The organism is Rhodococcus sp. NBC_00297 (assembly GCF_036173065.1).
GTDB lineage: Bacteria > Actinomycetota > Actinomycetes > Mycobacteriales > Mycobacteriaceae > Rhodococcoides.
Genome location: NZ_CP108041.1, coordinates 831,599 through 856,556 on the forward strand (window position 1 = coordinate 831,599; position 24,958 = coordinate 856,556).

General features: G+C 69.7%; 20 protein-coding genes and 1 pseudogene. 11 read left to right on the forward strand and 10 right to left on the reverse strand.

The window, feature by feature from the left end:
* Positions 1 to 21: 21 nt before the first annotated feature.
* From idi to OG947_RS03925, 6 genes are all read left to right on the forward strand, one after another.
* Entirely contained in the window at positions 22 to 603 is a 582-nt protein-coding gene (gene idi / locus OG947_RS03900; RefSeq protein ID WP_027503978.1) for an isopentenyl-diphosphate Delta-isomerase, read from the forward strand.
* 59 nt (positions 604 to 662) lie between these two features.
* On the forward strand, positions 663 to 2,321 hold the full coding sequence (locus OG947_RS03905; protein WP_328813963.1) for a phospholipase D family protein: 1,659 nt from the start codon (positions 663 to 665) through the stop codon (positions 2,319 to 2,321).
* A 51-nt stretch (positions 2,322 to 2,372) separates the two neighbouring features.
* Positions 2,373 to 4,106, forward strand: a complete 1,734-nt coding sequence (locus OG947_RS03910) for a RecQ family ATP-dependent DNA helicase (protein ID WP_328813150.1) — start codon at positions 2,373 to 2,375, stop codon at positions 4,104 to 4,106.
* Between the two features lie 221 nt (positions 4,107 to 4,327).
* Entirely contained in the window at positions 4,328 to 5,188 is an 861-nt protein-coding gene (locus tag OG947_RS03915; protein ID WP_027503980.1) for a cyclopropane mycolic acid synthase family methyltransferase, read from the forward strand.
* 42 nt (positions 5,189 to 5,230) lie between these two features.
* Entirely contained in the window at positions 5,231 to 6,058 is an 828-nt protein-coding gene (locus OG947_RS03920) for an MBL fold metallo-hydrolase (RefSeq protein WP_328810120.1), read from the forward strand.
* 86 nt (positions 6,059 to 6,144) lie between these two features.
* A complete protein-coding gene (locus OG947_RS03925) occupies positions 6,145 to 6,564 on the forward strand; it encodes a ChaB family protein (protein WP_222638235.1) in 420 nt (139 codons plus the stop codon).
* Positions 6,565 to 6,568: 4 nt separating this feature from the next.
* Here the strand turns inward: OG947_RS03925 and OG947_RS03930 are convergent, their stop codons facing one another.
* From OG947_RS03930 to OG947_RS03940, 3 genes are all read right to left on the reverse strand, one after another.
* Positions 6,569 to 7,762, reverse strand: a complete 1,194-nt coding sequence (locus tag OG947_RS03930) for an acyl-CoA dehydrogenase family protein (protein WP_307109094.1) — start codon at positions 7,760 to 7,762, stop codon at positions 6,569 to 6,571.
* 10 nt (positions 7,763 to 7,772) lie between these two features.
* Positions 7,773 to 9,887 carry a heavy metal translocating P-type ATPase gene (locus OG947_RS03935; protein ID WP_328813964.1) on the reverse strand — a complete coding sequence of 705 codons (2,115 nt, stop codon included), beginning with the start codon at positions 9,885 to 9,887 and terminating at the stop codon, positions 7,773 to 7,775.
* A 101-nt stretch (positions 9,888 to 9,988) separates the two neighbouring features.
* On the reverse strand, positions 9,989 to 10,270 hold the full coding sequence (locus OG947_RS03940) for a DUF1490 family protein (protein ID WP_056447595.1): 282 nt from the start codon (positions 10,268 to 10,270) through the stop codon (positions 9,989 to 9,991).
* Positions 10,271 to 10,480: 210 nt separating this feature from the next.
* On the opposite strand from OG947_RS03940, the gene OG947_RS03945 reads away from it, so the two are divergent.
* From OG947_RS03945 to OG947_RS03965, 5 genes are read left to right on the forward strand one after another with little or no spacing between them, the layout of a single operon-like run.
* Complete coding sequence (locus OG947_RS03945) at positions 10,481 to 11,266, forward strand: ABC transporter ATP-binding protein (protein ID WP_328813151.1); 786 nt, start codon at positions 10,481 to 10,483, stop codon at positions 11,264 to 11,266.
* Positions 11,263 to 12,039, forward strand: a complete 777-nt coding sequence (locus OG947_RS03950; RefSeq protein ID WP_328813152.1) for an ABC transporter ATP-binding protein — start codon at positions 11,263 to 11,265, stop codon at positions 12,037 to 12,039. The genes OG947_RS03945 and OG947_RS03950 overlap by 4 nt, the downstream gene beginning before the upstream one ends.
* Positions 12,040 to 12,074: 35 nt before the next feature.
* A complete protein-coding gene (locus OG947_RS03955) occupies positions 12,075 to 13,568 on the forward strand; it encodes an ABC transporter substrate-binding protein (protein ID WP_328813153.1) in 1,494 nt (497 codons plus the stop codon).
* Complete coding sequence (locus OG947_RS03960; protein WP_328813154.1) at positions 13,565 to 15,343, forward strand: ABC transporter permease subunit; 1,779 nt, start codon at positions 13,565 to 13,567, stop codon at positions 15,341 to 15,343. The genes OG947_RS03955 and OG947_RS03960 overlap by 4 nt, the downstream gene beginning before the upstream one ends.
* Before the next feature lie 59 nt (positions 15,344 to 15,402).
* Positions 15,403 to 16,656 (forward strand): MDR family MFS transporter, encoded by a 1,254-nt coding sequence (locus tag OG947_RS03965; RefSeq protein ID WP_328813155.1) that lies wholly within the window; start codon positions 15,403 to 15,405, stop codon positions 16,654 to 16,656.
* Here the strand turns inward: OG947_RS03965 and OG947_RS03970 are convergent.
* From OG947_RS03970 to OG947_RS04000, 7 genes and pseudogenes are all read right to left on the reverse strand, one after another.
* Positions 16,604 to 17,233 (reverse strand): hypothetical protein, encoded by a 630-nt coding sequence (locus OG947_RS03970; RefSeq protein WP_328813156.1) that lies wholly within the window; start codon positions 17,231 to 17,233, stop codon positions 16,604 to 16,606. The genes OG947_RS03965 and OG947_RS03970 overlap by 53 nt on opposite strands.
* Positions 17,234 to 17,789: 556 nt before the next feature.
* Positions 17,790 to 19,274, reverse strand: coding sequence for a 4Fe-4S binding protein (locus tag OG947_RS03975; RefSeq protein WP_328813157.1), 1,485 nt, complete (start codon positions 19,272 to 19,274; stop codon positions 17,790 to 17,792).
* A gap of 7 nt (positions 19,275 to 19,281) precedes the next feature.
* Positions 19,282 to 20,190: an AurF N-oxygenase family protein gene (locus OG947_RS03980; RefSeq protein WP_328813158.1), complete on the reverse strand. Its 909-nt coding sequence runs from the start codon at positions 20,188 to 20,190 to the stop codon at positions 19,282 to 19,284.
* A gap of 109 nt (positions 20,191 to 20,299) precedes the next feature.
* Positions 20,300 to 20,932, reverse strand: a complete 633-nt coding sequence (locus OG947_RS03985) for a TetR/AcrR family transcriptional regulator (RefSeq protein WP_056447278.1) — start codon at positions 20,930 to 20,932, stop codon at positions 20,300 to 20,302.
* Positions 20,933 to 21,000: 68 nt separating this feature from the next.
* Complete coding sequence (locus tag OG947_RS03990; RefSeq protein ID WP_222638239.1) at positions 21,001 to 21,654, reverse strand: TetR/AcrR family transcriptional regulator; 654 nt, start codon at positions 21,652 to 21,654, stop codon at positions 21,001 to 21,003.
* Positions 21,651 to 23,125, reverse strand: a pseudogene (locus tag OG947_RS03995) (MFS transporter). The gene OG947_RS03990 and the pseudogene OG947_RS03995 overlap by 4 nt, the downstream one beginning before the upstream one ends.
* Positions 23,126 to 23,229: 104 nt before the next feature.
* Positions 23,230 to 24,957: a cholesterol oxidase substrate-binding domain-containing protein gene (locus OG947_RS04000; RefSeq protein ID WP_328813159.1), complete on the reverse strand. Its 1,728-nt coding sequence runs from the start codon at positions 24,955 to 24,957 to the stop codon at positions 23,230 to 23,232.
* Position 24,958: the final 1 nt, after the last annotated feature.

The window sequence follows — 24,958 nt, forward strand, 5'->3', positions numbered from 1 at the left end:
CGTACATCCGGAAGGACACGTGTGGAACTCGTAGTACTGCTCGATGAGGACGGCCGTGCCATCGGCACCCACGACAAGGCCACTGTGCATCACGACGCCACACCGCTGCACCTGGCGTTCTCGAGCTACGTGATCAACCGCGAGCGCGAGGTCCTGGTGACACAGCGGGCGCACGACAAGCGCACCTGGCCCGGAATCTGGACCAACACGTGCTGCGGACACCCCGCGCCGGGTGAACGTCTCGACTCCGCGGTTCTGCGGCGCCTCGATCACGAACTGGGTATCGGTGCGGACAGCGCGGCTCCGGTGCTCCCGTCGTTCCGGTACCGCGCCGTGATGGACAACGGCGTGGTCGAGTACGAGATCTGCCCGGTGTTCCTCGTCCTGCACGACGACAGGACGGTCGATCCGCGACCGGACGAGGTGGCCGACTACCGCTGGGAACCGTGGAACGAGTTCGTCGCGACCGTGTTGGCGGGCGAGAGCGATCTGTCGCCGTGGTGTCAGGACCAGGTCCGTCAGCTGCACGCCCTGGGTTCCGACCCTCTGGCGTGGCCCACCGGCGGCACCGAGTCCCTCCCACCCGCGGCACGCGTCGCGTGACGCACGGGTCGGGACGACGCGCGGTCGAGACGGGTGCACCACCGCGCGGCAACGTGCTGATGACGGCGGTCGACCGCATCTCGAACGCCCTGGGTCGGTCGTCGATCTTCGCCGACATCGACTTCGACGACGAGGCGCATCCCTGGTTTCTGTCCGCGGAGGAGCGCGCCAACCCGGACACTCGCATCCGCGCCTGGACGGAGGGCAACCGTTGCGTCGCTCTCGTGCACGGCGACACCTACTTCCGCGTGCTGAACGAGCACCTGGCCGACGCGAAACCGGACGATCTGGTGTTGTTCACCGATTGGCGCGGCGACCCGGAGCAGGTGCTCACCGACCGCGGTCCGACGGTCGAGGACGCGCTGACCGGTGCCGCGACGCGCGGTGTCGTCGTCCGAGGTCTGCTGTGGCGTTCGCACGCGGAGGGCCTCGGATACACCGGCGGCAAGAACAGTGCCCTCGCGACCGCCCTCGAGGACGCGGGCGGTGAGTGCGTTCTCGATCAGCGCGTTCTGACGTTCGGGTCCCATCATCAGAAGCTCGTGGTGATGCGCTCCGCGTCGTGTCCCGACGGCAACGTCGCCTTCGTGGGCGGGATCGATCTGGCCCGGTCGCGACGGGACGATGCGCACCATCACGGCGATGCCCTGAGCCGACCGTTTCCACCGGAGTACGGGGAGACCCCCGCCTGGCACGACCTGCAACTCGAGATGCGCGGTCCGGCCGTGCGCGACGTCGAGGACACCTTCCGGGAGCGCTGGGAGGATCCGGCGGCACTGTCGCGGCTGCCGTGGCACGTGGTGAGCGACGTCGTCCGCCGGCACCGGCGCGAGCCGTCCGAGCTGCCCACTGCCCTCCCCGACCCGGAGGCGACGGGAACGTGCTCGGTGCAGTTGCTCCGCACCTACCCGCGTCGCCGACCGTCCTACCCGTTCGCGCAGGACGGCGAGCGCAGCGCGGCCCGTGCGTACGCCAAAGCCCTCGGTCGCGCCGAGCGCCTGATCTACATCGAGGACCAGTACCTGTGGTCCGTGGACGTCGCGCGGGTCTTCGCGCGTGCGCTGCGGCGCTCGCCCCGGCTCCGCATGATCATCGTGGTACCCCGGCACCTCGACGACGACAGTGCGATGACCATCCCGCCGTCGCTCCTGGGTCACGCCGCCGCGTTGGATCTACTACGCGACGCGGGCGCCGACCGGGTGCTCGTCCTCGACGTGGAAAACGACGACAGTGTGCCGGTCTACGTGCACTCCAAGGTCTGCATCGTCGACGACGTGTGGGCGGCCGTCGGTAGCGACAACTTCAATCGCCGCTCCTGGACGCACGATTCGGAACTCACGGCGGCCGTGGTCGACGAGGAGCGGGATGCGCGCGAGCCCGTCGATCCCGGTGGCCTAGGTGACGGTGCGCGGGTGTTCGCCCGAGATCTCCGACTCGAGCTCCTCGCCGAACACCTGTCCCGTGGGAGCGGCGCGGACGCCGACGTCGCCGACCTCCTCGACCCGGACGACTGCTTCGACGCGGTCGCCGAGCAGGTCAGCGAGCTCGACGCGTGGCACGACGGGGGCCGCGACGGTGATCGCCCGCGGGGACGGTTGCGCATGCATGCCATCGAGGTGCCGCCGCTGTGGAAGCAGCGGGTGTTCTCGCTCCTCTACCGGCTGGTGGTCGACCCCGACGGCCGACCACTGCGGCTGCGGTTGACGCGCCGCTTCTGACGGTGCGGCCGCGCAGGATTCGCACGCCCACTCGCGGGTACCTGGGCGTTCGTGAGCCCCGACACCGTCCCACCGCCCGACATCGATGCGGCCGCGCGGGCGCTCGGTCATGCCGAACTGCATCCGAGACAACGTGACTCGATCGATGCCGTCGTGTCCGGACGAGACGTGCTGGCACTGCTGGCGAGCGGTTTCGGCAAGTCGGCCATCTATCAGGTCGCCGCGTCGCTGCTCGACGGGCCGACCGTCGTCCTGAGCCCGCTCATCGCGTTGCAACGCGATCAGGTGGACGGTCTGCGTCGTCGGTCGACACACGTGCGGGCGGTCGCGGTGCACTCCGAGCAGAGCGACACCGAGAACGAGCGTTCGTGGGAGTCCCTCGCTCGCGGTGAGGCGACCATCGTCTACCTGACGCCGGAATCAGCCTCGCGGGACGAGGTGCAGGATCGGCTGCGCGCACTCGGCGTCGCGTGCGTCGCCGTCGACGAGGCCCACTGCATCGCCGCCTGGGGCCACGATTTCCGTCCGGCCTACCTTCGTCTCGGTCACGTGGCCGAGGCGATCGGACGCCCGCCGATCATCGCCGTCACCGCGACGGCTCCCCCGCCGATCCGTGACGAGATCACGACGCGCCTCGGCATGCTCGATCCGTTGACGGTGGTCGGCTCCTTCGACCGGCCGGAGATCCGGCTGTCCGTCGTCCGGCACCACGACGCGGACGTGGCACTCCGGGCGGCCGTGGACGATGTCGTCCAGCGCTCGGAGTCGGGCGGGCAGGCCGGAGGCCGGTCGGAGTCCGGCGGGCAGGCCGGAGGCCGGTCGGAGTCCGGCGGGCAGGCCGGAGGCCGGTCGGAATCAAACGGGCAGGCCGGAACCGGTCTCGTGTACACCGCCACTCGCGCGCAGGCGGAGGAGTTCGCGGCTCTGCTGGCGGAGCGCGGCCTCCGAGCGCTCGCGTATCACGCCGGTCTCGCGCGGTCCGCGCGCGACGAGGCGCACGAGGCGTTCGCGGCCGGGACGGTCGACGTCGTCGCGGCCACGTCGGCGTTCGGGATGGGCATCGACAAGCCCGATGTCCGGTTCGTCGTCCACACTGCACCGCCCGATTCGCTGGAGCGGTACTACCAGGAGTTCGGCCGCGCTGGTCGCGACGGTGCGGACGCCGCTGCCGTCCTGCACTTTCGCGCCGAGGACCTGGGGCTGCCGTCGTTCTTCGCCACCCGCCGACCGCGCCGAGATGCGCTCGAGGCGGTGCAGGGGGCGCTGCGGTCAGCCACGGAACCGATGTCGACCGAGTCGCTCACGGGGTTGCCCGGCCTGTCACCGCGCGCTGTGGAGACCGCCCTGGAGCTGCTCGATCACGTCGACGCCGTGCACCACACGGACGCCGGGTGGGTGCCCGGCAGCCTCTCGACGACCGAGGCCGTCGAGCGTGCACTGGAGGCGGCTCGCCGGCAGGAGACGGCGGCGCGATCGCGGGTGGAGATGGTGCGGACCTACGCCGAGACACGGCGATGCCGACGACAGGTGCTCCTCGAGTACCTCGGCGAGGTGACGGAGCAACTCTGTGGTCGGTGCGACACCTGCGAGTCCGGCACCGCGGCCGAGTCCGACGTCAACGGCGGTGACACGAGCTACCAGCCCGGCGACACGCTGCATCACCGCGACTGGGGCGCGGGGAACGTGGTGTCGGCCGAGGCGGACCGCGTCACCGTGCACTTTCCCGAACACGGTTACCGCACCCTGGCGACCACGATCCTGGAGGAGCGCGACATCGCCGAGTGACAGCCTCGAAACGGACCTTCGACGACCTGCGGGAGCCGAGAACCGGGACCGACCACGACGGACGCGCGAGACTCGGACCGCAGGTTCGTTTAGCGCGTCGACCTGGCGGTTCCGAGCGCGGATCGACTGGCAAGACCGTAGATTCGCGCATGACAGACATCCCCGGGGGAGGGTGTGCCGTCGCTCCTTCCTGCCCGTCGAGTGTGAGGTTGCTAGACCACATGACAGACCTGAAGCCCTTCTTCAAGAACGTTCAGTCGCACTACGACCTGTCCGACGATTTCTTCGCGCTCTTCCTCGACCCCACGTGGACGTACAGCTGTGCGTACTTCGAGCGCGAGGACATGACGCTCGAGGAGGCACAGCTCGCGAAGATCGATCTGGCCCTGGACAAGTTGGGCCTCGAGTCGGGCATGCGCCTGCTCGACGTCGGCTGCGGATGGGGAACCGCGATGATCCGCGCCCGCGAGCGGTTCGATGTGGACGTGGTCGGCCTGACGCTCAGCGAGCACCAGTTCGGACGCGTCCAGTCCCGTCTGGACGACCTCACGGGCGACCGCAAGGCCGAGGTACGCCTGCAGGGCTGGGAGGAGTTCGACGAGCCGGTCGATCGAATCGTCAGCATCGGCGCCTTCGAGCACTTCCGTCGCGCGCGCCACGTCCCGTTCTTCGAGAAGGCGCACTCGCTGCTCCCCTCCGACGGAGTCATGTTGCTGCACACCATCGTCGGCTACGGACTGGACGATCTGGCGGAGAAGGGTGTCGCCGTCGACAAGCGCGACGCCGTCTTCATGCGCTTCATCCTCCGGGAGATCTTCCCCGGCGGGGAGCTCGAGCGCCCGGGCACCATCCAGGAACGCGCGACGTCCGTCGGGTTCTCGGTCGACCGGGTGCACTCGTTGCAGCAGCACTACGCCCGCACGCTGGAGATCTGGACGGAGAACCTCGAGGCCCGCAAGGACGAGGCCATCGCGATCGCCGGCGACGAGGTCTACGAGCGCTACATCAAGTACCTCGGCGGATGTGCGAAGCAGTTCCGCCGCGGAACCATCGACATCATGCAGTTCACGCTGTCCAAGTAGAACCACGCCGTTTGGAACCATGTCGGCGGGGAAGCCGCCGGCATGGTCTCCCACGGCAGCTACACGTTCGTCGGTAACGCGACCGGGTTGGTGAGCTACGGCGACATCACGCTGCTCACCGATCCCAACTTCCTGCACGCCGGCGAGCGTGCCTATCTCGGTCACGGTCTGTTCTCCACACGCCGTCTCGATCCGGCCGTCTCGATCGACGAGTTGCCACCGCTGTCCGCGATCGTGTTGTCGCACATGCACGGAGACCACTGGGACCGGCGCGCACAGAGCGGGCTCGACCGGTCGCTGCCGGTGTTCACCACGGGTCACGCTGCCTCGAAACTGACCCGTCGCGGCTTCGAGGCGGCGACCGGACTGTCGACGTGGGAATCACGACGCCTGCGAGTCGGAGAGCAGGTCGTGACGATCACGGCGATGCCCGGTCGGCACGGCCCCGTCTGGGCACAGCGTCTGCGGGTGCTTCCGCCGGTGATGGGCACGATGCTCGAGTTCGGATCCGCGGAGTCCGACACCGTCGACCTGCGCGTGTACGTCTCCGGCGACACCCTGATGGTCGACGAGCTCCGGGAGATCCCCACGCGCTATCCGGACATCGACACCGGTGTCGTGCACCTCGGTGGCACCACCCTGCCGTTCGGGCAGAACCCGCGCTGGGGAGCGATGGTGACGATGGACGGCCGCCAGGGCACCGACGCCGTGCAGCTCGTCGACCCGGCGCAGGTACTGCCCGTGCATGTCGACGACTACGGTGTCTTCGCCTCTCCCCTGTCCGACTTCTCCCGCGAGATGCGCGCGCGAGGTCTCGGTGACCGCATCACCTACGTCGGGCGCGGCGAGACGGTGCCGCTGAGACGGTGACGTCGGCAGGGTTTTCGCGCCTCGGGACGCGGGTAGGCCACCTGGACACGAGACCCGACGTCAGGACCAGAGAGAAGGAGGCAGTCGTGCCCACCACGAACGACGACGGCAAGCCCATCGAGTCGGAGCTGCCCTCCACCCTGCAGAAATCGGACGAGAAGGCGCAGCGCACCTTCGCGAAGACACTCGACTCCGCGGAGGAGGAATACGACGACGAGCAGCGGGCGCACCGAGTCGCCTACTCCTCGCTGAAGCACAGCTACGAGAAGGTGGGCGACCACTGGGAGCCGAAGGACGAGAAAGGCCCCTCCGACGAGCGCGCCGAGAGCGGCGGCCCGAATCCGAAGGGCCGCAGCGCGGGCGGCGTCGACGCGAACGCGTCGAAGAAGCATCTCGAGGAGGTCGCTCGCGACCTCGACGTTCACGGCCGCTCGACGATGACCAAGGACGAGTTGGTCGACGCCATCGACAAGGAGAACAGGAAGCAGACCGCGAAGAAGAGGTGACAGGTCAGCGGAACGCCTGTTGCCCCGTCAGCGCCTTACCGATGGACAGCATGTGCATCTCGCTGGTCCCCTCGTACGTGAGCACGGACTCCAGGTTGTTGGCGTGCCGCAGAGGTGAGTACTCCAGAGTGATGCCGCTACCGCCCAGGATCGTGCGGCACTCGCGGGCTATGGCGATGGCCTCGCGGACGTTGTTGAGCTTGCCCAGACTCACCTGATCCGGCGTGATCTCACCGCGGTCCTTGATCCTGCCGAGGTGGACGGCGAGAAGGAACCCCTTGCCGAGCTCGAGTGTCATGTCGGCCAGCTTCTGTTGCGTCAGCTGGAAACTCGCGAGCGGCCGGTCGAACACCTCGCGAGAATTCGCGTACGCGATGGCGGTCTCGAGGCTGTCCCGCGCTGCGCCGAGAGCGCCGAACACGATGCCGAACCGCGCCTCGTTGAGGCAGGAGAGCGGAGCTCCGAGGCTGGTGGCACCGGGCAGCATCGCCGACGACGGGAGCCGGATGTCGTCGAGGACGAGTTCCGCTGTCACCGAGGCGCGCAGCGACAGCTTCTTACCGATGGCGTGCGCGGCGAATCCCGGTGCGTCCGTGGGCACGACGAACCCACGGAAGCCCTCGTCGGTCCGCGCCCACACCGTCGCCACGTCGGCCAGGGTGCCGTTGGTGATCCACATCTTGGAGCCGGAGAGGATCCAGTCGTCGCCGTCCCGTCGCGCACGGGTGCGCATCCCGGACGGGTTGGAACCGAAGTCGGCCTCGGTCAGTCCGAAACATCCGATGGCCTCCCCGGTGGCGAGACGCGGGAGCCATTCCTGCTTCTGCTCCTCCGACCCGTACCGGTGGATCGAGAACATGGACAGCGAGCCCTGCACGGAGACGAAACTCCGGAACCCGCTGTCACCCGCCTCGAGTTCCATGCACGCGAGGCCGTAGCTCACCGCGTTGGTCCCGGCGCAGCCGTACCCCTCGAGGTGCATGCCCATCAGACCCATGCCGCCGAACTCGCGAGCGATCTCCCGCGGCAGCGTGCCGGCCTCGAACCAGTCCCCCACCTCGGGCTTGAGCCGCTTGTCGACGAACGCGCGGACCGTGGCCGCGATGTCCCGCTCGTCCTCGTCGAGCAGGGAGTCGGCGGCGAAGAGATCGAGTGGTCCGACGGGTGCTGCGGTGGTGCGCGGTGCGGTGGTCGTCATCCTGTCGAACCTACCCGGATCCGGGCCTGTACTCGATGAGTCTCGCGCTGTTTCCGACGACGATGACGGACGACGCGTTGTGCAGGATCGCCGCGAGTACCGGTGACAGCGCTCCGCCGGCACTCACGGCCAGCCCGATCGCGTTGACCGCGATCGACATGGCGTAGTTCTGGCGGATGACGGCCACCGAGCGCCGCCCCAGCGCGCGCACGTCGAGCAGTCGTGCCAGATCGTCCCCGGCGAGAGCGACGTCCGCGGTCTCCACCGCCACGTCGGTCCCGGCGGCGCCCATCGCGATGCCGATGTCCGCGGCCGCGAGCGCCGGCGCGTCGTTGGTGCCGTCGCCGACGACCGCGACGATGTGGCCCTCGGCCTGCAGGGCGCGGACGACGTCGAGCTTGTCCTCGGGCATGACCTCGGCGCGCCACTCGTCGATACCGAGCTCGGCCGCGACGGCGGCGGCCGTGGCCGGGTTGTCCCCGGTGAGCATCACGATGCGGTGCACACCGTCGGCCCGCAACGCGCGCAGTACCTCGGCGGCGTTGTGGCGGATCTCGTCGCGCAGACTGACCAGCCCGACCAACACGCCGTCGACCGCGAGGAGCAGAGGCGTCTCGGCACGGTGCTGCAGACGGGACACCCAGTCGGACGCCTCCTCGGAGACCTCGACATTCTCTCTGCGCAGCAGCGACGCACTGCCCAGCAGCAGCGTCCGCCCGTCCGAGACGGTCCGCATGCCCAACCCGACGAGCACCTCGCACTCCTCGTGCGGTGGAATCTCGATGCGACGTTCCTCGGTACTGCGAATCACGGCTTCCGCCAACGGATGCCGAGAGTGGATCTCGGAGCTGGCCGCATAGGCGAGCACCTGCTCCGGCTCCCACGCGTCGTGGAACGCGATCACGTTGGTCACCACCGGGCGCCCGACAGTCAGCGTTCCCGTCTTGTCGAAGACGACGGCGTCGACACGGCCTGCCTGTTCGAGGTGGGACCCGCCCTTGATGAGGATTCCGCGCCGGGCACCGTTGCCGATGGCAGCGCTGATGGCGGTGGGGGTGGACAGACCGACCGCGCACGGGCACGCGACGAGCAGCATGGTCATGGCCCGGCGGACGTCACGGGTGACGAGCAGCGTGGCGGCCGAGAGCAGGAACGACGCGGGCACGAAGCGACGGGAGAAGTTGTCGCCCACCGTCTGGATGGGCGCGCGATCCTCCTGCGCCTCTTCGACCCGGGCGATGATGCGGCCGATCGCCGTGTCGCGACCCACGGCCGACGCGCGGACGACGACGCGGCCGCGCAACACGACGGATCCGGCCGACAGCCGGGTCCCCACGGTCACAGTGACCGGCAGCGTCTCGCCGGTGATGGCGGACTGGTCGACGACGGCGTCGCCCTCGATCACGATGCCGTCGACCGGGACTCCGACGTGGTCGTGCACCACGACCTCGTCGCCGACCTCGAGCGAGTCGATGTCCACGGAGACCTCGGCACCGTCACCGGTCCGGATCCACGCGGTGTCGTGGGTGCCGCTGAGCAGATCCGAGATGGCACGCCTGGTGCGGCGCAGCGTCAACTCCTGGAGGTACTCGCCGATGTTCAGCAGCCACAGCACGGTGAGGGCGACGACGTTCTCACGCAGGACGAGGCTCGCGACCGTCGCCGCGGACACCAGGGCGTCCGTTCCGGCCGCGCGGCCTCCCGTGAGGGACCGCACGGCGCCCTTCAGGAAGGGATAACCGGTGAAGACGGTGACCCCGGTGGCGACGAGCCGACTGGTGGGGCCCAGCACGGGAGGTCGGCGCAGCGCGTACCGGCGCAGGCCCAGCAGGACCAGGGCCGCTCCGCCCACCGTCATGCGCAGCAGCTCGCCGGTACCGACGTCTGCCGACCGTGGTGTGCGCACCGCGGCCTGGCCCGGCGTGAGCGCGGTCGCCGCCGGTACGGCCGTCAGCGCGGCCAGCACCGACGCGGCGTCGGTACGGGAGCGGGAGTACCAGACGACGACGGACGCCGTCCGAGGGAACGCGTGCACGGCGCGGACACCGGGAACGGCGTCGAGAAAGTCCTCGACCGCGACCGCGCGGACGTCACTGCCGGCGATCCAGTCGAGTCGGACGCGCATCCTGCCGGCGCCGTGGGACAGGACCTCGGGTGCTGCGGGTGTCGGCGTCTCGGCGGGATCGGTGTCCGTGCGAGCGGCGACCGCGGTGCTCACGTCGGCGCTCAGTGGTCGTGGCCGTGACCGACGTCGGACGCCGCCGGGGGCCGCACCTCCTCACCCATGCGATCCTTCGCCTCGGCGACCACGTCGGAGACCGCGAGACGGGCGGACTCAGCCTTGACCTCCGCCTTGCGCACCCCCCGCAGGCTCACCTCGGTGACCCGGACGGCAGCCTCGCGCAGCGGTGCACGCTCGACGACCTTCTTCACACCGTTGTAGGCCGCGACGCCCACGACCCCGGTCACGACGGTGGACGCCGCCTTGGCGATGACGGGAAACATCATGGTGGGACTCCCTCTGCACCGCGCTGCGAGCAGCTGCGGATCGGTGACGGTGGATCGCCTGCGAGGACGACGTGCAGCGATCATAGCGTTACCGACAACCGTTGTCGGATCGGACGGGCGACGTCGGCCGGTTTGCCCCCATCGTCACGAACCCCTACTGTCTCGACGACAACGATTATCAGTATCGACAGAAGGCGGAGGAACACCACCGTGCTCGAGGTCGAGGACCTGACCGTCCGGGTCGGCGTCACCACGCTCGTGACCGGCATCACGTTCGATGTCGTTGCGGGACAACGTGTCGCACTGGTCGGCGCGTCCGGCTCCGGGAAATCCGTGATCGCGTCCGCCGTCGTCGGCGTCACTCCTCCCGACCTGGTCGTCGCCGGTCACGTGCGCATCGGTGGTCACGACGTGGCGGGCACGCCCGTCCCCCGCCGCCCCCGTGACGCCCGGGCGGCGATGGTCTTCCAGGACGCGTCGTCCGCACTCGCCCCCTTCCGCACCGTCGGACGGCAGCTCGATCTCGCACTGCGCCATCGCGGCGAGGCGAGTCGGCGACGTGCCGACCGAGAGGAACTGTTGCGGGGCATGGCTTTCACCGATCCCGAGCGCATCGCGGCAGCGCGTCCGGCCCAGCTCTCCGGCGGGCAGCGTCAGCGTGTCTGCATCGCGATGGCTCTGGCCTCGAACGCCCCGGTGATCGTGGCCGACGAGCCCACCACGGCACTCGACGTGGTCAGCCAGAGCACCGTCGTCGCGACTCTCGGCGCCGCGACCGACGGCGATCGAGGACCCGCCCTGCTGTTCGTCACGCACGATCTGGCCGTCGCCGCCGCTCTCTGCGACCGAATCGTGGTCGCCGACCGGGGAACGATCATCGAGACAGGCACCCTCACAGACATTCTCGCAGCACCGCGCCATCCCGTCACGGCGAGGCTCGTCTCGCGCGCACGGTCCGCCGACGCGGCGCTGCACTCCGCCCCGGTCGCATCGTGACGTCGGGATCTCCCGGTCTGCACGGCCGCGCACTGACGCGCCGGTACGACGGACACACGCTCGCGGTCGACGACGTCACCGTCTCCGTCGCGCCCTCGGAGCGAATCGCACTCGTCGGCGCCTCCGGCTCGGGCAAGTCGACCCTGCTCCGAATGCTGCTGGCGATGGAGACACCCGACTCCGGCGAGGTGACACTCGACGGCGCCGCGATCCGGCCGGGAACGGCCCGCTCGACCCGCTGGTTCCGCCGCGAGGTGCAGTACGTTCCGCAGGATCCCGGTTCCTCACTGGACCCGCGTCGCACCGTGCTCGACTCGGTCGCCGCACCGCTGCGGTGGCTGCGGTGCGAGGGCGATCACCGCGCTCGCGCCCTCGCGGCTCTGGACTCGGTGGAGGTGGCCGCGTCGATGGTCGGCGCCCGCACCGGTGAGCTCTCTGGCGGCCAGAGACAACGGGTGGCCATCGCTCGCGCCCTCGCGTGCCGACCCCGCTACCTCGTCGCCGACGAACCGGTCAGTGGACTCGACCTGCCCCTGCGAGATCTCGTCCTGGACGTCCTCGAGACCGTGTGCGACCGCAACGGCACCGCGTCGCTGCTGGTGACGCACGATCTCACCGTCGCCGCCCGCACGAGTGACCGTCTTCTGGTCATGGCCGACGGCGTGATCGTCGAGAGTGGCTGCACCACCACGGTTCTCGGGTCCCCGCAGCACACCCACACCCGCGCCCTGGTCGATGCGGTACCGCGTCTTCCCGTCCGCGCGCACCTGTAGTTCGTTCCGTCCGACCTTCCCTCGAAAGAATGCCCATGATGCGGTCCCCCCGCCGAATGCTGCCCCTCTCCGCCGTTCTCACCGTGTCGGTGCTCGCGCTGTCCGGCTGTTTCGCGGCATCACCGTCCGCCGACGACGGGAGCGGCCGAGTGCGCGTGGCGATGCTGCAGCCGCCGCGCTCCGGGCTGACCCCGCTGAGCGACGACGCCTTCAAGTTGTCCCGATGGTCGACGGCCGAGACCCTCGTCGTACTGGACGATCTCGGCGAGGCACAGCCTGCCCTCGCCACCGCATGGACTCGCGTGGACGACACGACCTGGAGCATCGACCTGCGGCCCGACGTCCGGTTCCACGACGGGACGCCGCTCGACGCCGCCGCGGTGGTCACCGCACTCACCGCGGCCACCACCGCCTCGCCGAAGCCCCGCATTCTCGACGGTGTCGACATGACCGTCGAGGCGGACGGCACGGACACCGTCACGGTGCGCACCGCGTCGGTGGATCCGCTGGTACCGCAACGACTGTCGAGCCCACAGCTGGCCGTCCTCTCGCCGGGCGCGTACGCGGGCGGTGGTCCCGTCGATCCCGTCGGACACGGCACCGGTGCGTTCGTGCTCACCGCCGTCGACGGCACGTCCACGGCGACACTCGATCGCAACGACGACTACTGGGGTGGTCCGGCGAAGGCCTCGGGCATCGACGTGAGTTTCGTCCCCGACGGCACGGCCAGGGCCGCGGCGCTGCGGAACGGTACCGCCGACATCGTCGAGGCGGTGCCGGTGTCGCAGGCGGCGCTGGTCGATCCGGCTCTCGTGCACGAGGTGCCCATGCCGCGCACCAACACCCTCTACCTGAACAACAGGACGGGCGCCTTCGCCGACCCGTCGATGCGCGCCGCAGCGCGGGAGGCCGTCGACGCCGATCGACTCGTCGACCAGGTCTACGAGGACCGCGCCGACGTGGCCAGCGGACTGCTGGGACCCGCCCTGCCGTGGACGGCGGACCGGCCCGCACGCACGACCGCCCCGGCCGGCGATCCCGCGGGGCGACGGATCACCCTGGGCACCTTCACCGATCGCGCGGAACTGCCCGAGGTCGCGGTGTTGTTGCAGCAGGAGCTCGAGGCCCGCGGTTTCGTGGTGGAGCAGGTGGTCCGGGAGTACCAGTTCATCGAGGCCGATGCTCTCGCCGGCGCGTTCGACGCGTTCGTCCTGTCGCGGGCGACCGTGCTCGACTCGGGTGACCCCGTCGCCTACATGTACTCCGACTTCGCCTGCGCCGGTTCCTTCACCATCGCGCAGTTCTGCGACCCCGCCGTCGACGCCGCTCTGTCCACCGCCTCGGCGACCGAGCCGGGAGCAGCGCGCCGAGCCGCCGTCCTCGAGGCGGAGCGGCTGATACTCGAGCGCGATGCGGTGGTGCCGATGCTGCACGAGCGCGTCGTGCAGGGTGAGGCCGCGGCGGTGTCGGGTGCAGCGCGCGATCCGCGGGAACGGATGTTGGTCACCACCGAGACCACGGTCGGATGACGTCCGGCCGCGTCCTGGTCTCCGCCTCTCGCCTGCTGTCCGTCGCGGGCGTGATCGTGGTGGTCGCACTGCTGCCGTGGCTGTCGGGCCGCGACCCGGCGTTGTCGATCCTGCGTGCGCGCTCCGCGGACCAGGAGCCGACACCCGCCGCACTCGCCGCGATCCGCGCCGATCTGGGACTCGATGCGGGTCCGATCACACTGCTGCGCAGGTGGTTCGGCGGAGTTCTGCGGGGCGATCTCGGCACGTCGTGGAACACCGGCAGGCCCGTCCTTCCCGGCGCCCTCGACGCGCTCGCCGTCTCGACGACCCTGATGGGGTTCGCCCTCGCGGTGGCCTGTGCGGTGGCGACGGTGATCGTGGCTCCGGCACTGCGCGCCGGGCTACGGGGGCGTCCCACCCGCTCGTCGGGTGTCGGCGCCTCGGTTCTCACCTCGGTGCCGGAGTTCCTGCTGGCGTCCGTCGCGGTGATCGTCGGCAGCGTGTGGCTGTCGCTCCCGTCCTACGGCTGGACCGGCCCGACCTCGGCGATCCTCCCGGCTCTCGCACTCGGTCTCCCGGCCGGCGGGCTGCTCGGCCGTCTGCTCGCCGATGCCGTGTCGGTGTCGTTCACCGAGGCATGGGTGACCACGTGGACGGTCGCCGACGTGGACCGCGGCACGCTCGCCCGTGCGGTGCTGCGTCGCGCGGCCTCGTCGCTCACGTCCCAGATCGCCCTCGTGATGGTGGGTCTGCTCGGTGGAGCTGTCGCGGTCGAACGCGTCTTCGCCATCCCCGGGATCGGACGATCGATGCTCGGACACGCTCAGTCGCAGGACCTTCCGGCGCTGCAGGCCGACATCCTGCTGCTCATGGGGGTCAGCGTGTTCATCGGTGTGGCCGCGCAGGCCGCCCGCCGGGCACTGCTCGGCCGGTCGGTGCACGATCACGCCGTCCCGGTACCCACCGCACGAGTCGCCGTGGGTCGGTTCCCGCTCGTCGTGCCCGCCGTCGCCGCGAGTGCGTTGGGCACCATGGTGCTCGTCGGCCTGCCCCGCGACCCGTTCGCCACCACGCGAGGCAAGTTCCTGCCACCGTCCCTCGCGCATCCCTTCGGCACCGACGCGTCGGGACGCGACGTGCTCGCCCGCGTCGCTCACGGTGCGGCGCACACCGTCACCGTGTCCGCGACGGTCGCACTGGGATGTGTGCTGGTGGGTCTGATTCTCGGTTCGGCGGCATCGGTGTTCACCGGTCCGATCGAGGTGACCAACGCCGCGCCACCGGTCATCGCCGGCGTGATCGTCGCCTCCGTCGTGGGCCCCGGCGCCGCGGTTGCAGCCGTGGCTGTCCTGCTGGTCTCGTGGGCACCCCTGGCCGCGCACACTGCAGCGCTGTCGGCCGAGGTCGCGGCCAGGCCGTACGTCGCCGTCCTGCCCACCCTCGGCGCGGGTCGACTGCGCGTGCTGTTCGGGTCGGTGCTGCCGGCGGTCGGTCCCGCCGTTCTGCGTCACGGGGTGGTGCGGCTGCCGGGTATCGCCCTGGCACTCGCCGCCCTGGGCTTCCTGGGACTCGGACCGCAACCACCCAGTCCCGACTGGGGTCTCGTGCTGGCCGACGGGGTGTCCACGGTGGAGCGGGCGCCCTGGGTGGCCCTCGCGCCCCTGGTGAGCCTCGTGCTGCTGTCGGTCACGGCGGTCTCGCTGTCGAGTGCCGTCCGGTCCCGCCGTGGGCGTCGGTCAACCGACGGTCCCGCCGCGCAGGCCGACCGTCCCACCCCGGTCTCCGCGTGCTGAGGGCGTCTCGCCGCGGTCGAGTGCTCCCCTGGCACGACCTCCGTGCGGCCACGCCCACCGTGAGACTGCTCGTCCTCACGCAGATGGCCTTCAACATCGGCTTCTTCATGGTGCTGCCGTACCTGTCCGTGCACCTGACGTCCGACCTCGGTCTCGGCGCCGCGCTGGTCGGTGTCGTGCTCGGAGTCCGCACGTTCTCGCAGCAGGGACTCTTCGTCGTCGGCGGAACGCTGGCGGACCGCCTCGGCGTCAAACCGGTGGTGCTGACGGGCTGCGTCCTGCGCGTCCTCGGATTCGTGGGACTGGCTCTGGCCCAGAGCCTTCCGGCCGTCCTCGCAGCCACGGCGCTCACCGGCGTGGCCGCGGCGCTGTTCTCGCCGGCCGTCGAGAGCGCGGTGGCGCTGGAAGCGGGCGAGGGTGAACGCGCGGGTGGCCAGTCCCGCCTGGACGCGTTCGCGTTGTTCACCGTGTTCGGCCAGATCGGCGCGTTCACCGGTCCGCTGCTGGGCTCCGCGCTGCTCGCGGTGGACTTCCGACTGACCTGCCTCGTCGCGGCCGGGGTCTTCGTCGTCATCACGCTCGCGCACGTGGTGCTGCTGCCAGCTCGACGCGCCGAGTCGACCACGGACACCTGGCTCGACGACTGGCGGGAGATCGCCCGCAACCGTCTGTTCCTCGTCTTCGCCGCCGCGATGAGCGCGCAGCTCGTCGCGTACAACCAGCTCTATCTCCTGCTGCCGCTGCGGGTCGAGCAGGTGTGGGGATCGCAGGCACCACTGGGATGGTTCTTCGCCGCGGCGTCGGCACTCGTCGTCGCCGGGCAGATGAGCGTGACCCGAGCACTGCGCCGGTTCCCGCTGGTACGTGTGCTCCCACTGGGTTTCGCCGTCATGGCGACCGCGTTCGCCGCGGCGGCCGTGGCCGCACTGCTCGGCACCGAGGGTGCCGCAGGGCTCGTGGGGCCCGCCGCGTTCGTCGTGCTGCTGACGGTAGGTCAGATGATCGCCATGCCGTTCGCGCGCGACCTGGTCCCGCGGATGGCGCGGGAGCGCAGCACGGGCTCGTACTACGGTCTGCTGGCCTCGCTGGGCGGGATCGGGGTGCTCGTGGGGTCGGTCGCGCTCGGCGCGTTCATCGACGCGATGCCGGACACGCCTGCAGGCGAGGCGGTTCCGTGGGCCGCCGCGGCGGTCCTGCCGCTCGCGGCGGCAGTGACGTTGCGCTCGGTGGCTCGCCGACTGGTACCGGTGACCCCGGCGATCACGCCGCCAGAACTAGATCGCGGCCCGTCAGCACCTCCGTCTCGCGAGTGATGCGTGCCCACACGTCCTCGGTCACGTCGTCCATGATCGAGAACCGGTCCCACCACATCATGCGGGTCCGGTAGCGCTCGTCAGGGTACGCGGCCGGGGCGATGTTCTCGGCCACGCGGCCGCCGCCGGACTCCCACCGTCGCAGCACGTGATCGGCCGCCGTGGCCATGACGTACCGGGCGCCCGTGAAGACCATCGTGGGCAGCGCCGTACGGGACAGCAGTGCGGAGAGCGCACCGGGATGCTCGGCGTCCGCGGAGACGAACGCGGTCTTCATCTCCACGACACCGGCGGGCAGTCGACCGTGGATGAGTTCCGCGACGTCGGGCCGAGCGGCGTTGCCCTCCCACTCCACCAGAGCGTGCGACTGGTCCGCGCTGAGGTAGGGGCCCTGGCCGCGGACGCCGGCGACGACCTGCCCCGCACGGTCCACGGCCGCGTAGAACACAGCGGTGTCCGCACCGTCGGCGACGCGCTCGACGTCGAGCGCGACGCTCACTCCGTGGCGCTCGTAGGACCGCGTGGCGCAGGCGAGGTACTCGTCCCAGAGCCCACGATCGGCGGACGGGGAACTCATCACCAGAACGGTCCCACTATCACGATCTGCAAGGCGCGTGCTCCCTTGTGTGATCAGGCGGGTGGGGGCGAGCAGAGTCGTCGACATCGGACACCTCTCGGACAGAGTTGTCGGATCGCCGTCCGGCGCCCCGACCAACAGACCACGGACTCGCCGGACGACGAATCCACACACTTATTGTCCCGCTTCCCGAGCAAAAAGTGGATTCCGCCCCGAAATCGGTGACGTGCGACGGATGTGCCCTTTTCGAGGCCCGAGAACGAACCGCAGGTCATTGACCCGTTACGACAACCTATATCCGAGTTACCCGTTCGTATTCCGGGTCGCTTTGGTGACTCCTCGTAGAACTGCACCGACGAAGCAGACTGAATTTCGTGAAAAGCCACGAACGGCGGGTCGGCGATTCGTGGCGAATTCGCGCTCCACGACGGCCACTCGGGCGCTCTCACAGCGCCACACCGACACCTCGGAACGCAGTCAGCCCCGGACCACACCTCCCGAGAGGTACGGTCCGGGGCTGCTGGAGACCCGGGAGTGGAGCGCGGGAACGGCTCGCCTATCGGCCGGCGCGGCCGAACAATGGTCGTCTGCCGGCCGTCTCGCGACGCGACGACGTGGCTGCGGAGAGGGAGTCCGCGAGCATCAGCTCGACGGTGCGCTCGGCATCGAGCTTGTTGTCGCCGATACCCCCCGTGGCGCCACGCTTGGCCCATCCCACGACGTAGGCCCCGGCCACCGGGCGGTCCTCGGAGTCCACGACGCGACCCTCGACGTTGCGCACGGTTCCGCGGTCCGCGTCGAAGGGAAGTCCGGGCAGGGCGGACCCGCGATACCCGGTCGCCTGCAGCACCAGATCGGCGGGAATCGAGCTCGCGATCCCCGCGTCGGACGTGCCGGATCCGCGGACGTCGAGCGCTCCCGGGCGTACCGCCACCGGTGCGCGCCCGAACGAGAAGACGATGCGCGGCGCGCCGTCACCCGTCTCGGCCTCGTCGGCGCGCGGTGCGGTGGCGAGCGGTGCAGCGGACGCGGACAGCGGCAGCGCCGCCAGGACCGAGGAGAGATCGTCGTCGCCCGCGACCAGAACGGGCACCGATGTGCGATCGACGAGCGCCTGGCACTCGGACCGGGTGAAGGCGGCGACCTCGGGGCCGCGTCGACCGAGCACGGTGACCTCCCGCACCGCACTGTCCCGTAGCGCCGCGAGCGCGTGGGCCGAGATGTCCGTGCCCACGAGGTCCTCGACGGGAGCTGTCAGAATCCGCGCCGCGTCGAGCGCCACGTTCCCGTTGCCGATCACGACGACGCGCGTCACGCCGCGCAGATCCACGGCGTCGGCGGGGACGTCGGGGTGACCGGTGTACCAGCCGACGAGGGTGCGGGCACTCATCGGGACGACCTCGGACTCGAGGGGAAGCTGCCTGTCCTGATCGGCACCCACCGCGTAGACCACCGCGTCGAAGGTCCGCGAGAGTTCCTCCACCGTGACGTCGACCCCGACCTCGACGCCGAGGCGCATCGTCACGCGCGAGTGCACGAACAGCGACCGAAAGTGTTCACCGATGCGCCGGGTACTCGTATGATCCGGTGCCACACCGTATCTCGCGAGACCACCCGGCACGGGCAGCTTGTCGAAGAAGGTCACCGCGGCATCGGTCTGCCGCAGGAGCGCCGTCGCGGTGTAGCAGGCGGCCGGCCCGGTTCCCACCACGGCGACCCGCTTCAGCGACACGGAACCGATGTCCGCGGGCGGGAACGTCGGTGCGCCCCATACATGATCGACCGGCCGGTCCCGGTAGTAGTCGGCGTTCAGTTCCGCGTAGATCGCCTGCGACGGCGACAGCCGCGACACCCGCGTGATCGCGTCCACCGGGCACGCGTCCGCGCAGGCGCCGCAATCGATGCAGGACCGCGGATCGATGTACAGCAGGTCGGTCTTGCCGAAGTCCGGCTCGTCCGGCGTCGGGTGGATGCAGTTGACCGGACAGACCGACAGACACGATGCGTCGTTGCAACAGTTCTGGGTGATCGCGAAGGCCATGGGAGCGTCAGACCATGTGGATGGTGCGGTAGACGGCCGCAGCGGGCTTGGTCAGCAGTCCACAGTCGCTGAGGAACGCCATCAGGTGCTGGCTGCTCGTGCGCATCATGACGTGGTGGTGCGTGTTGTTCTTCGCCTCGCGCACGGCGCGGTCCCGGTCGAGACCGGCCGCGGCGTAGACGTCCTTGTTCACCATGTTGGACACGATGACTCGGGCGGCGATGGCGATGAGCAGGGCCGCGGACTTACGGCGGGCGGTGGAGATTCCCGCCATGTTCTCGCGCATCTGCTGACGCGCGAACGTCATGTGCCGCGACTCCTCGACGACGTGGATCTTGCTGGTGGTGCGTACCAACGGGAGCACGTTCTCGCCGCGCATCCAGTCGCGCTGCATGACGTCGAGCACCTCCTCGGCGACGAGGATGCCGCCGTAGGCGGCCTCGGACACGGCGAGGGTCTTGAAGCCACGACCGAGCTCGATGCTGAGCCGGCGCGGGACATACGCCTTGATGCCCATGGTGCGGCACGCCTTGGCGAACATCAGGGAGTGGCGGCACTCGTCGGCGATCTCGGTGAGCGCGAACTGGAAGTCCGAGGACGACGAGTCGCCGCAGTACTGATCACGCAGGACCATCTGCTGCAGGATCATCTCGAACCAGATGCCGGTGCTCATGATCGAGCAGACCTCGTGGCGGGTGAGGGTGACGCGCTGTTCGGGCGTCATCTCCTTCCACAGATCAGTGCCGTAGAGGGTGCTCCACTCAGGATTGAGGCCGAACTGCTCCGGGTCGAGGGGAGCCTCCCAGTCGACCTCCTGCATGGGGTCGTACGAGAGCGCTGCGACGGAATCGAGCAGCCGAGCAGACACGTCCTCGGCGTCCGAGACGGTGAGTTCCGGGTCGAGTGTGCTGGTCATGGCGTCGTCCTTCCGTGGGCGGGTACATCTCCGTGACTAACTGTGACAGAGGTTATCAGGTACTCGCCGTCACGGGAAGACGTCGCCGGGTCGGGACGGTCCCGAATCGTCAGGAGATCTGCGGCATCTCCAGGTCCGTGTGCGCCACTGCCCGAGCGGTGTCGGGGTCCGTTCCGAGCATCACCAGCAGCCGCTCCGCTGCGTCGTCGATCCGGCGATCGTCGACGGAGCCCGGGTCCTCCAGCCATCGGTGTACCAGGGCGAACAGCACACCCGCCGTCATCGCCGTCGCGAGAGACAGGTCCTCGATCTCGAGTCGTCCGGCGTCCACCGCCGCCGCGAGATCCCGGCGGGCCCGCGGCCCGAGACCACCGGGCGCGTCGAGCAACGCGAACCCCGACCGGTCGACGATCTCCGCGGCCTGACGATGCGAGACGGCGGCACGACCGGTCCGCCTGACGGCGTCGCAGAAGATCTGCACCGGATCGTCCGAGCGCGGCGAGACTCCGTCGAGCGTCTCCCCCATCTGCTCGAGAACCTGCTCCACGGCGGCGGCGAAGAGTGCGGGCTTGTCCTCGAAGTGGTTGTAGAAGCTCCCGAACCCGACGTCGGCGGCGGCCGTGATGTCGGCGATGCTCGCGGTGGAGGAACGCCCGTCGGCGATCATCTCGCGCGCGGCGTCCACGAGAGCCTGGCGCGTGCGCGCCTTCCGTCGCTCGAGCCTGTTCCCGGCAGTCTGCATCCGGAAAGTCTAGGTCGACGGGTGCCCGGTCGTCGGCGCGGCGAGCCCGCTGACGACGCGTCGCGACGTCAGCGGGAGACAGGAGCGGACCAGATCCCCACGATGGCGTCGACGAGGTCGATGCCGCACGCGGTCCAGTACGCCGTCGGATCGGCGCCCGACGCGGCGAACTCCGCCTCTCGTTCGGCCATCACGTGCGTCAGCAGAGTGCGCGCCATGGCCCCTCTGGCCGAGCGGACGTCGGCAGGAATCGGGGGCAGACACGAGATGACACCGGCCACCGTCTCTCGCAGCGTCGCCGAGGACAGTGCCTCGTCCACCAGGATCGGCCGCAGCACCGGGTCCGTCATGACCTGGGAGGCGAAGCGCGCGTACCAGGTGGGGGCGCCGAGCTCGGCGAAGTACTGCGTCGACGGCAGGACCAGTGCCGACACCCACGCTCGCAGGTCGGCACCCTCTCCGATCGCCGCGACGTGGCCGGAGCGGATCCGTTCGACGTCGCCCGTCCGGCGGACGACGATCGCGCGGACGAGATCCTCCTTGCTGCCGAAGTGGTAACCGACCACGGCGCTGTTGCTCTGCCCCGCCGCGTCGCCGACCTGACGGTTCGACACCGACACGACACCGTTCTCCGCGTACAGCCGCTCAGCGGCACCCAGAATCGCCTCGCGCGTCGCCTCGGAGCGCGCGGACGGGGCTCGCGTCGACCGGGCCTGGCTCATTCCACCGTCTCGGTGGCCCGGTCGGTGACGGCACCTCCGACGACCTCCGACGCCTCGTTCTCGCCGTCCTGGTGACGCGGAAGGAAGGAGGCGAGTACGACCGAGAGGATCGCCGCGCCGGCGGCGATGGCCATGGTGATCCGGAAGGCGGCCTCGGACGGCACCGCGGTGGATCCGAACGACACGGTCATCGACGCGAGAACGACCCCCGCGACCGCACTGGCGAACGACGTTCCGAGGGACCGCATCAGCGTGTTGAAGCTGTTGGCCGCCGCTGTCTCGGAGGCGGGCACCGCCGACATGATCAGGGCGGGCATCGCTCCGTACGCCAGTCCGATGCCCGCACCGATGACGAGCGAGACCACGATCAGCTGCCACACCGCGCCCATCATCACGATGCCCAGCAGGTAGCCGACGGCAACCGTCGCCGCGCCGGCCATGAGCGTGATCTTCGGTCCGCGCGTGGTGGTGATGCGCGAGGACACCGGCGCGACGGCCATCATGATCAGTCCGGACGGCGCCATCACCAGGCCCGCGACGAGGATCGACTGTCCCAGACCGACACCGGTCGCGGCGGGCAACTGAAGGATCTGCGGCAGAACGAGACTGAGTGCGAACATCGCGAAACCGAGCATGATCGACGCGGCGTTGGTGAACAGCACCTGCCGCCGCAGCGAGACCCGCAGGTCCACCAGTGGCTGGGGAGTGCGCAGTTCCCACACGATCCACGCCGCGAACGCGAGGACGGACACCAGCAGCAGGCCGAGGATCGACGCGCTGCTCCACCCCCAGTCGGAACCCTTCGAGATCCCGAGCAGCAGGGTCACCAGGGCGACCGACAGCGTGAGCGCTCCACCGATGTCGAACGTGCCGCCGGTGCGCACCGTCGACTCGGGAACGACGACGACCACGGCGACCGCCACCAGTGCGCCGAGCGCAGCCGCCGTCCAGAACAGGAAGTGCCAGTCCGCGTACTCGGCGATGATCGCCGCGGCCGGAAGACCCAGGGCGCCGCCCACTCCGAGCGACGCACTCATCAGCGCGATCGAACCGGGAAGCTTGTGGCGAGGCAACACGTCCCGCATCACGCTGATGCCGAGGGGAATCACACCGGCGGCGAGACCCTGCAGTGCCCGCCCCACGACGAGGGGCACGAGGCTGTTCGCGAGGCACCGACCACCGATCCGGCGACGAGCAGCGCCAGGCTGACCAGCAGCATGCGCCGCTTGCCCACCATGTCGCCGAGTCGGCCGGTCACGGGAACGGCGACCGCACCCGCCAGCAGGGTGGCCGTGATGGCCCACGCGGTGTTCGCGGCCGAGGCGTTCACCAGAGCGGGGAGCTGGGGAACCAGCGGGATGATCAGCGTCTGCATCAAGGCGACCGTGATGCCGGCGAAGGCCAGTACCGCGACGATGCGTCCGGTTCCGGTCTCCTCCGTCTCGGCCGTGGCAGCGATGGGTGAGGACATGGGTCGCGTCTCTTCTCAGCTAGTTTGAAACAGCTGTTTTAAACTAGGCACCGATCCTTACCCACGTCAACGTTCTCGCCGCTCCTGTGGCCCGCATCACCACGTCACCGGACGAATCGGTCGAGGAAGGCATTGCCGAACACGCGGTGCGGGTCCAGTCGGTCGACGGTGCCGACGACGGAGTCCCAGTCCCGCTCGCCCGAGTACCCGTCGCGGAACGAGTCGGGGATGGTGGCCGTGAGCGCCTGCACGTCTCGGTAGGGGCGGTCCTCGTCGAACGCCCACCCCTTGGACCACTCCGGCCGGAACACCGCATCGGCACCGTCGAAACGTTCTCGCATCCACTGCTCCATCTCGCGATAGAACGCGAACATCCCTGGCGTTCCCGGAATGCCCAGCACGTTGAGCCACACCGCCGTGTCCCACTCGGGACGATCGGGTACCGGACGCATGGCCGAGATCGTCGGCGGGCCGGCCGAGTCGACGAGGACGTCCGAGCCCTGGTCGAGACCACAGCACCGGATCTCGACTGGGCCGTTGATCGGGAACTGCCCCAGGGACGCGTAGTGCTCGGTGCGCTCTCGGAACCAGCGGGTGAAGTCGTGCAGGACCGCAGCCACGTTCGCGCGAGCCGTGATCACCGCACCGCCGCCCTCCGTCAGGAGCAGTGTGCTCGGACGGATGTAGAACTGCGTGTTCTTCGGCGCTCCCCAGATGTCCGACGACCCCGTGGCCGCGAGCCCCGCCACCGTCGTCGCGAGGAACACCTGACCCAACGCGGGCGTCAGTTCCGTCCGCCCGGACACGACAGCACCGATCGCGTCGGACACCGCTTCCGGGAGGGTGTCGGAGAACGTGTAGTTGTACGGTCCGTCGACCTCGCGGGAGGACGGCGGTCGGACGGGAGTCGGCGTCCACACCTTGAGCCACGGAGTGTCGGTGAACGGGTACCAGATCGCCTCCGCGCGGCCGGACCGGTCCAGGAAATCGACGTACGTACGCCCCGGTGCCCCCGGCGCTCCGAACAACTCCGCCCAGCCGATATCGGTGATGCTCTCGCATCGCAGAGGAGTCGCCGGATGCGCCTGCATCGTCACCTCGGTGACGAACGCTCGGCCGAGATGGACCGCGAGATCCGGCGCGTCGGCCTCCGACCGGGCGACGGTCCGCAGTGCGTACCCGGTCCCGTTCCACGCGACCACCGTCATCGAGGTCACCAGATTACTCAAGGATCCCGACGACGAACCGATCGGAACCTTTTCTCCCACTGCGCGTACCACGGCGCCGTGCGCCCCGACAGCCAGAGCGCCCGCGATGGACAGAACCCCCGGCGCGGGCACACTCGACCATCCGAGACCGTGGTCCTCCAGCGCCTGGAGGACGTCGGACAGAGTCGCGCCGGCACCGGCGGTGACGGTGGACGACGCGGTGTCCACGGTGACACCGGTCAGCGCGGTCATGGTGTCCACGAGCACGACCCGGTCCAGGTTCTCGCCGTTCTCGATGGTGAACGGGGTCCACCCGTGCATCGCGCCGCGCGGCCGCAGCCGGTGACCGGAGGCGTGAGCCCAGTTCGCGAGCGTCACCACGTCGTCGGCGGATCGCGGCGAACACGTCCACACCGCGTCGACCACGATCTCCTTCGACCAATTCTGGTACCGCTGCCGGAACAGCGGGATTCCCGGCGGGAAGTCGGGTGGAACCGGCCCGGAACCGTCGGTCCCCGCCGGAACGGCGTTCACGAGAGCAGGTCGAAGCACTCCCGCGAGCGTGGCGGCCACGGCCGAGGCGGCGGATGCGGACAGGAAGGATCGACGGTCGAACGATGGCATG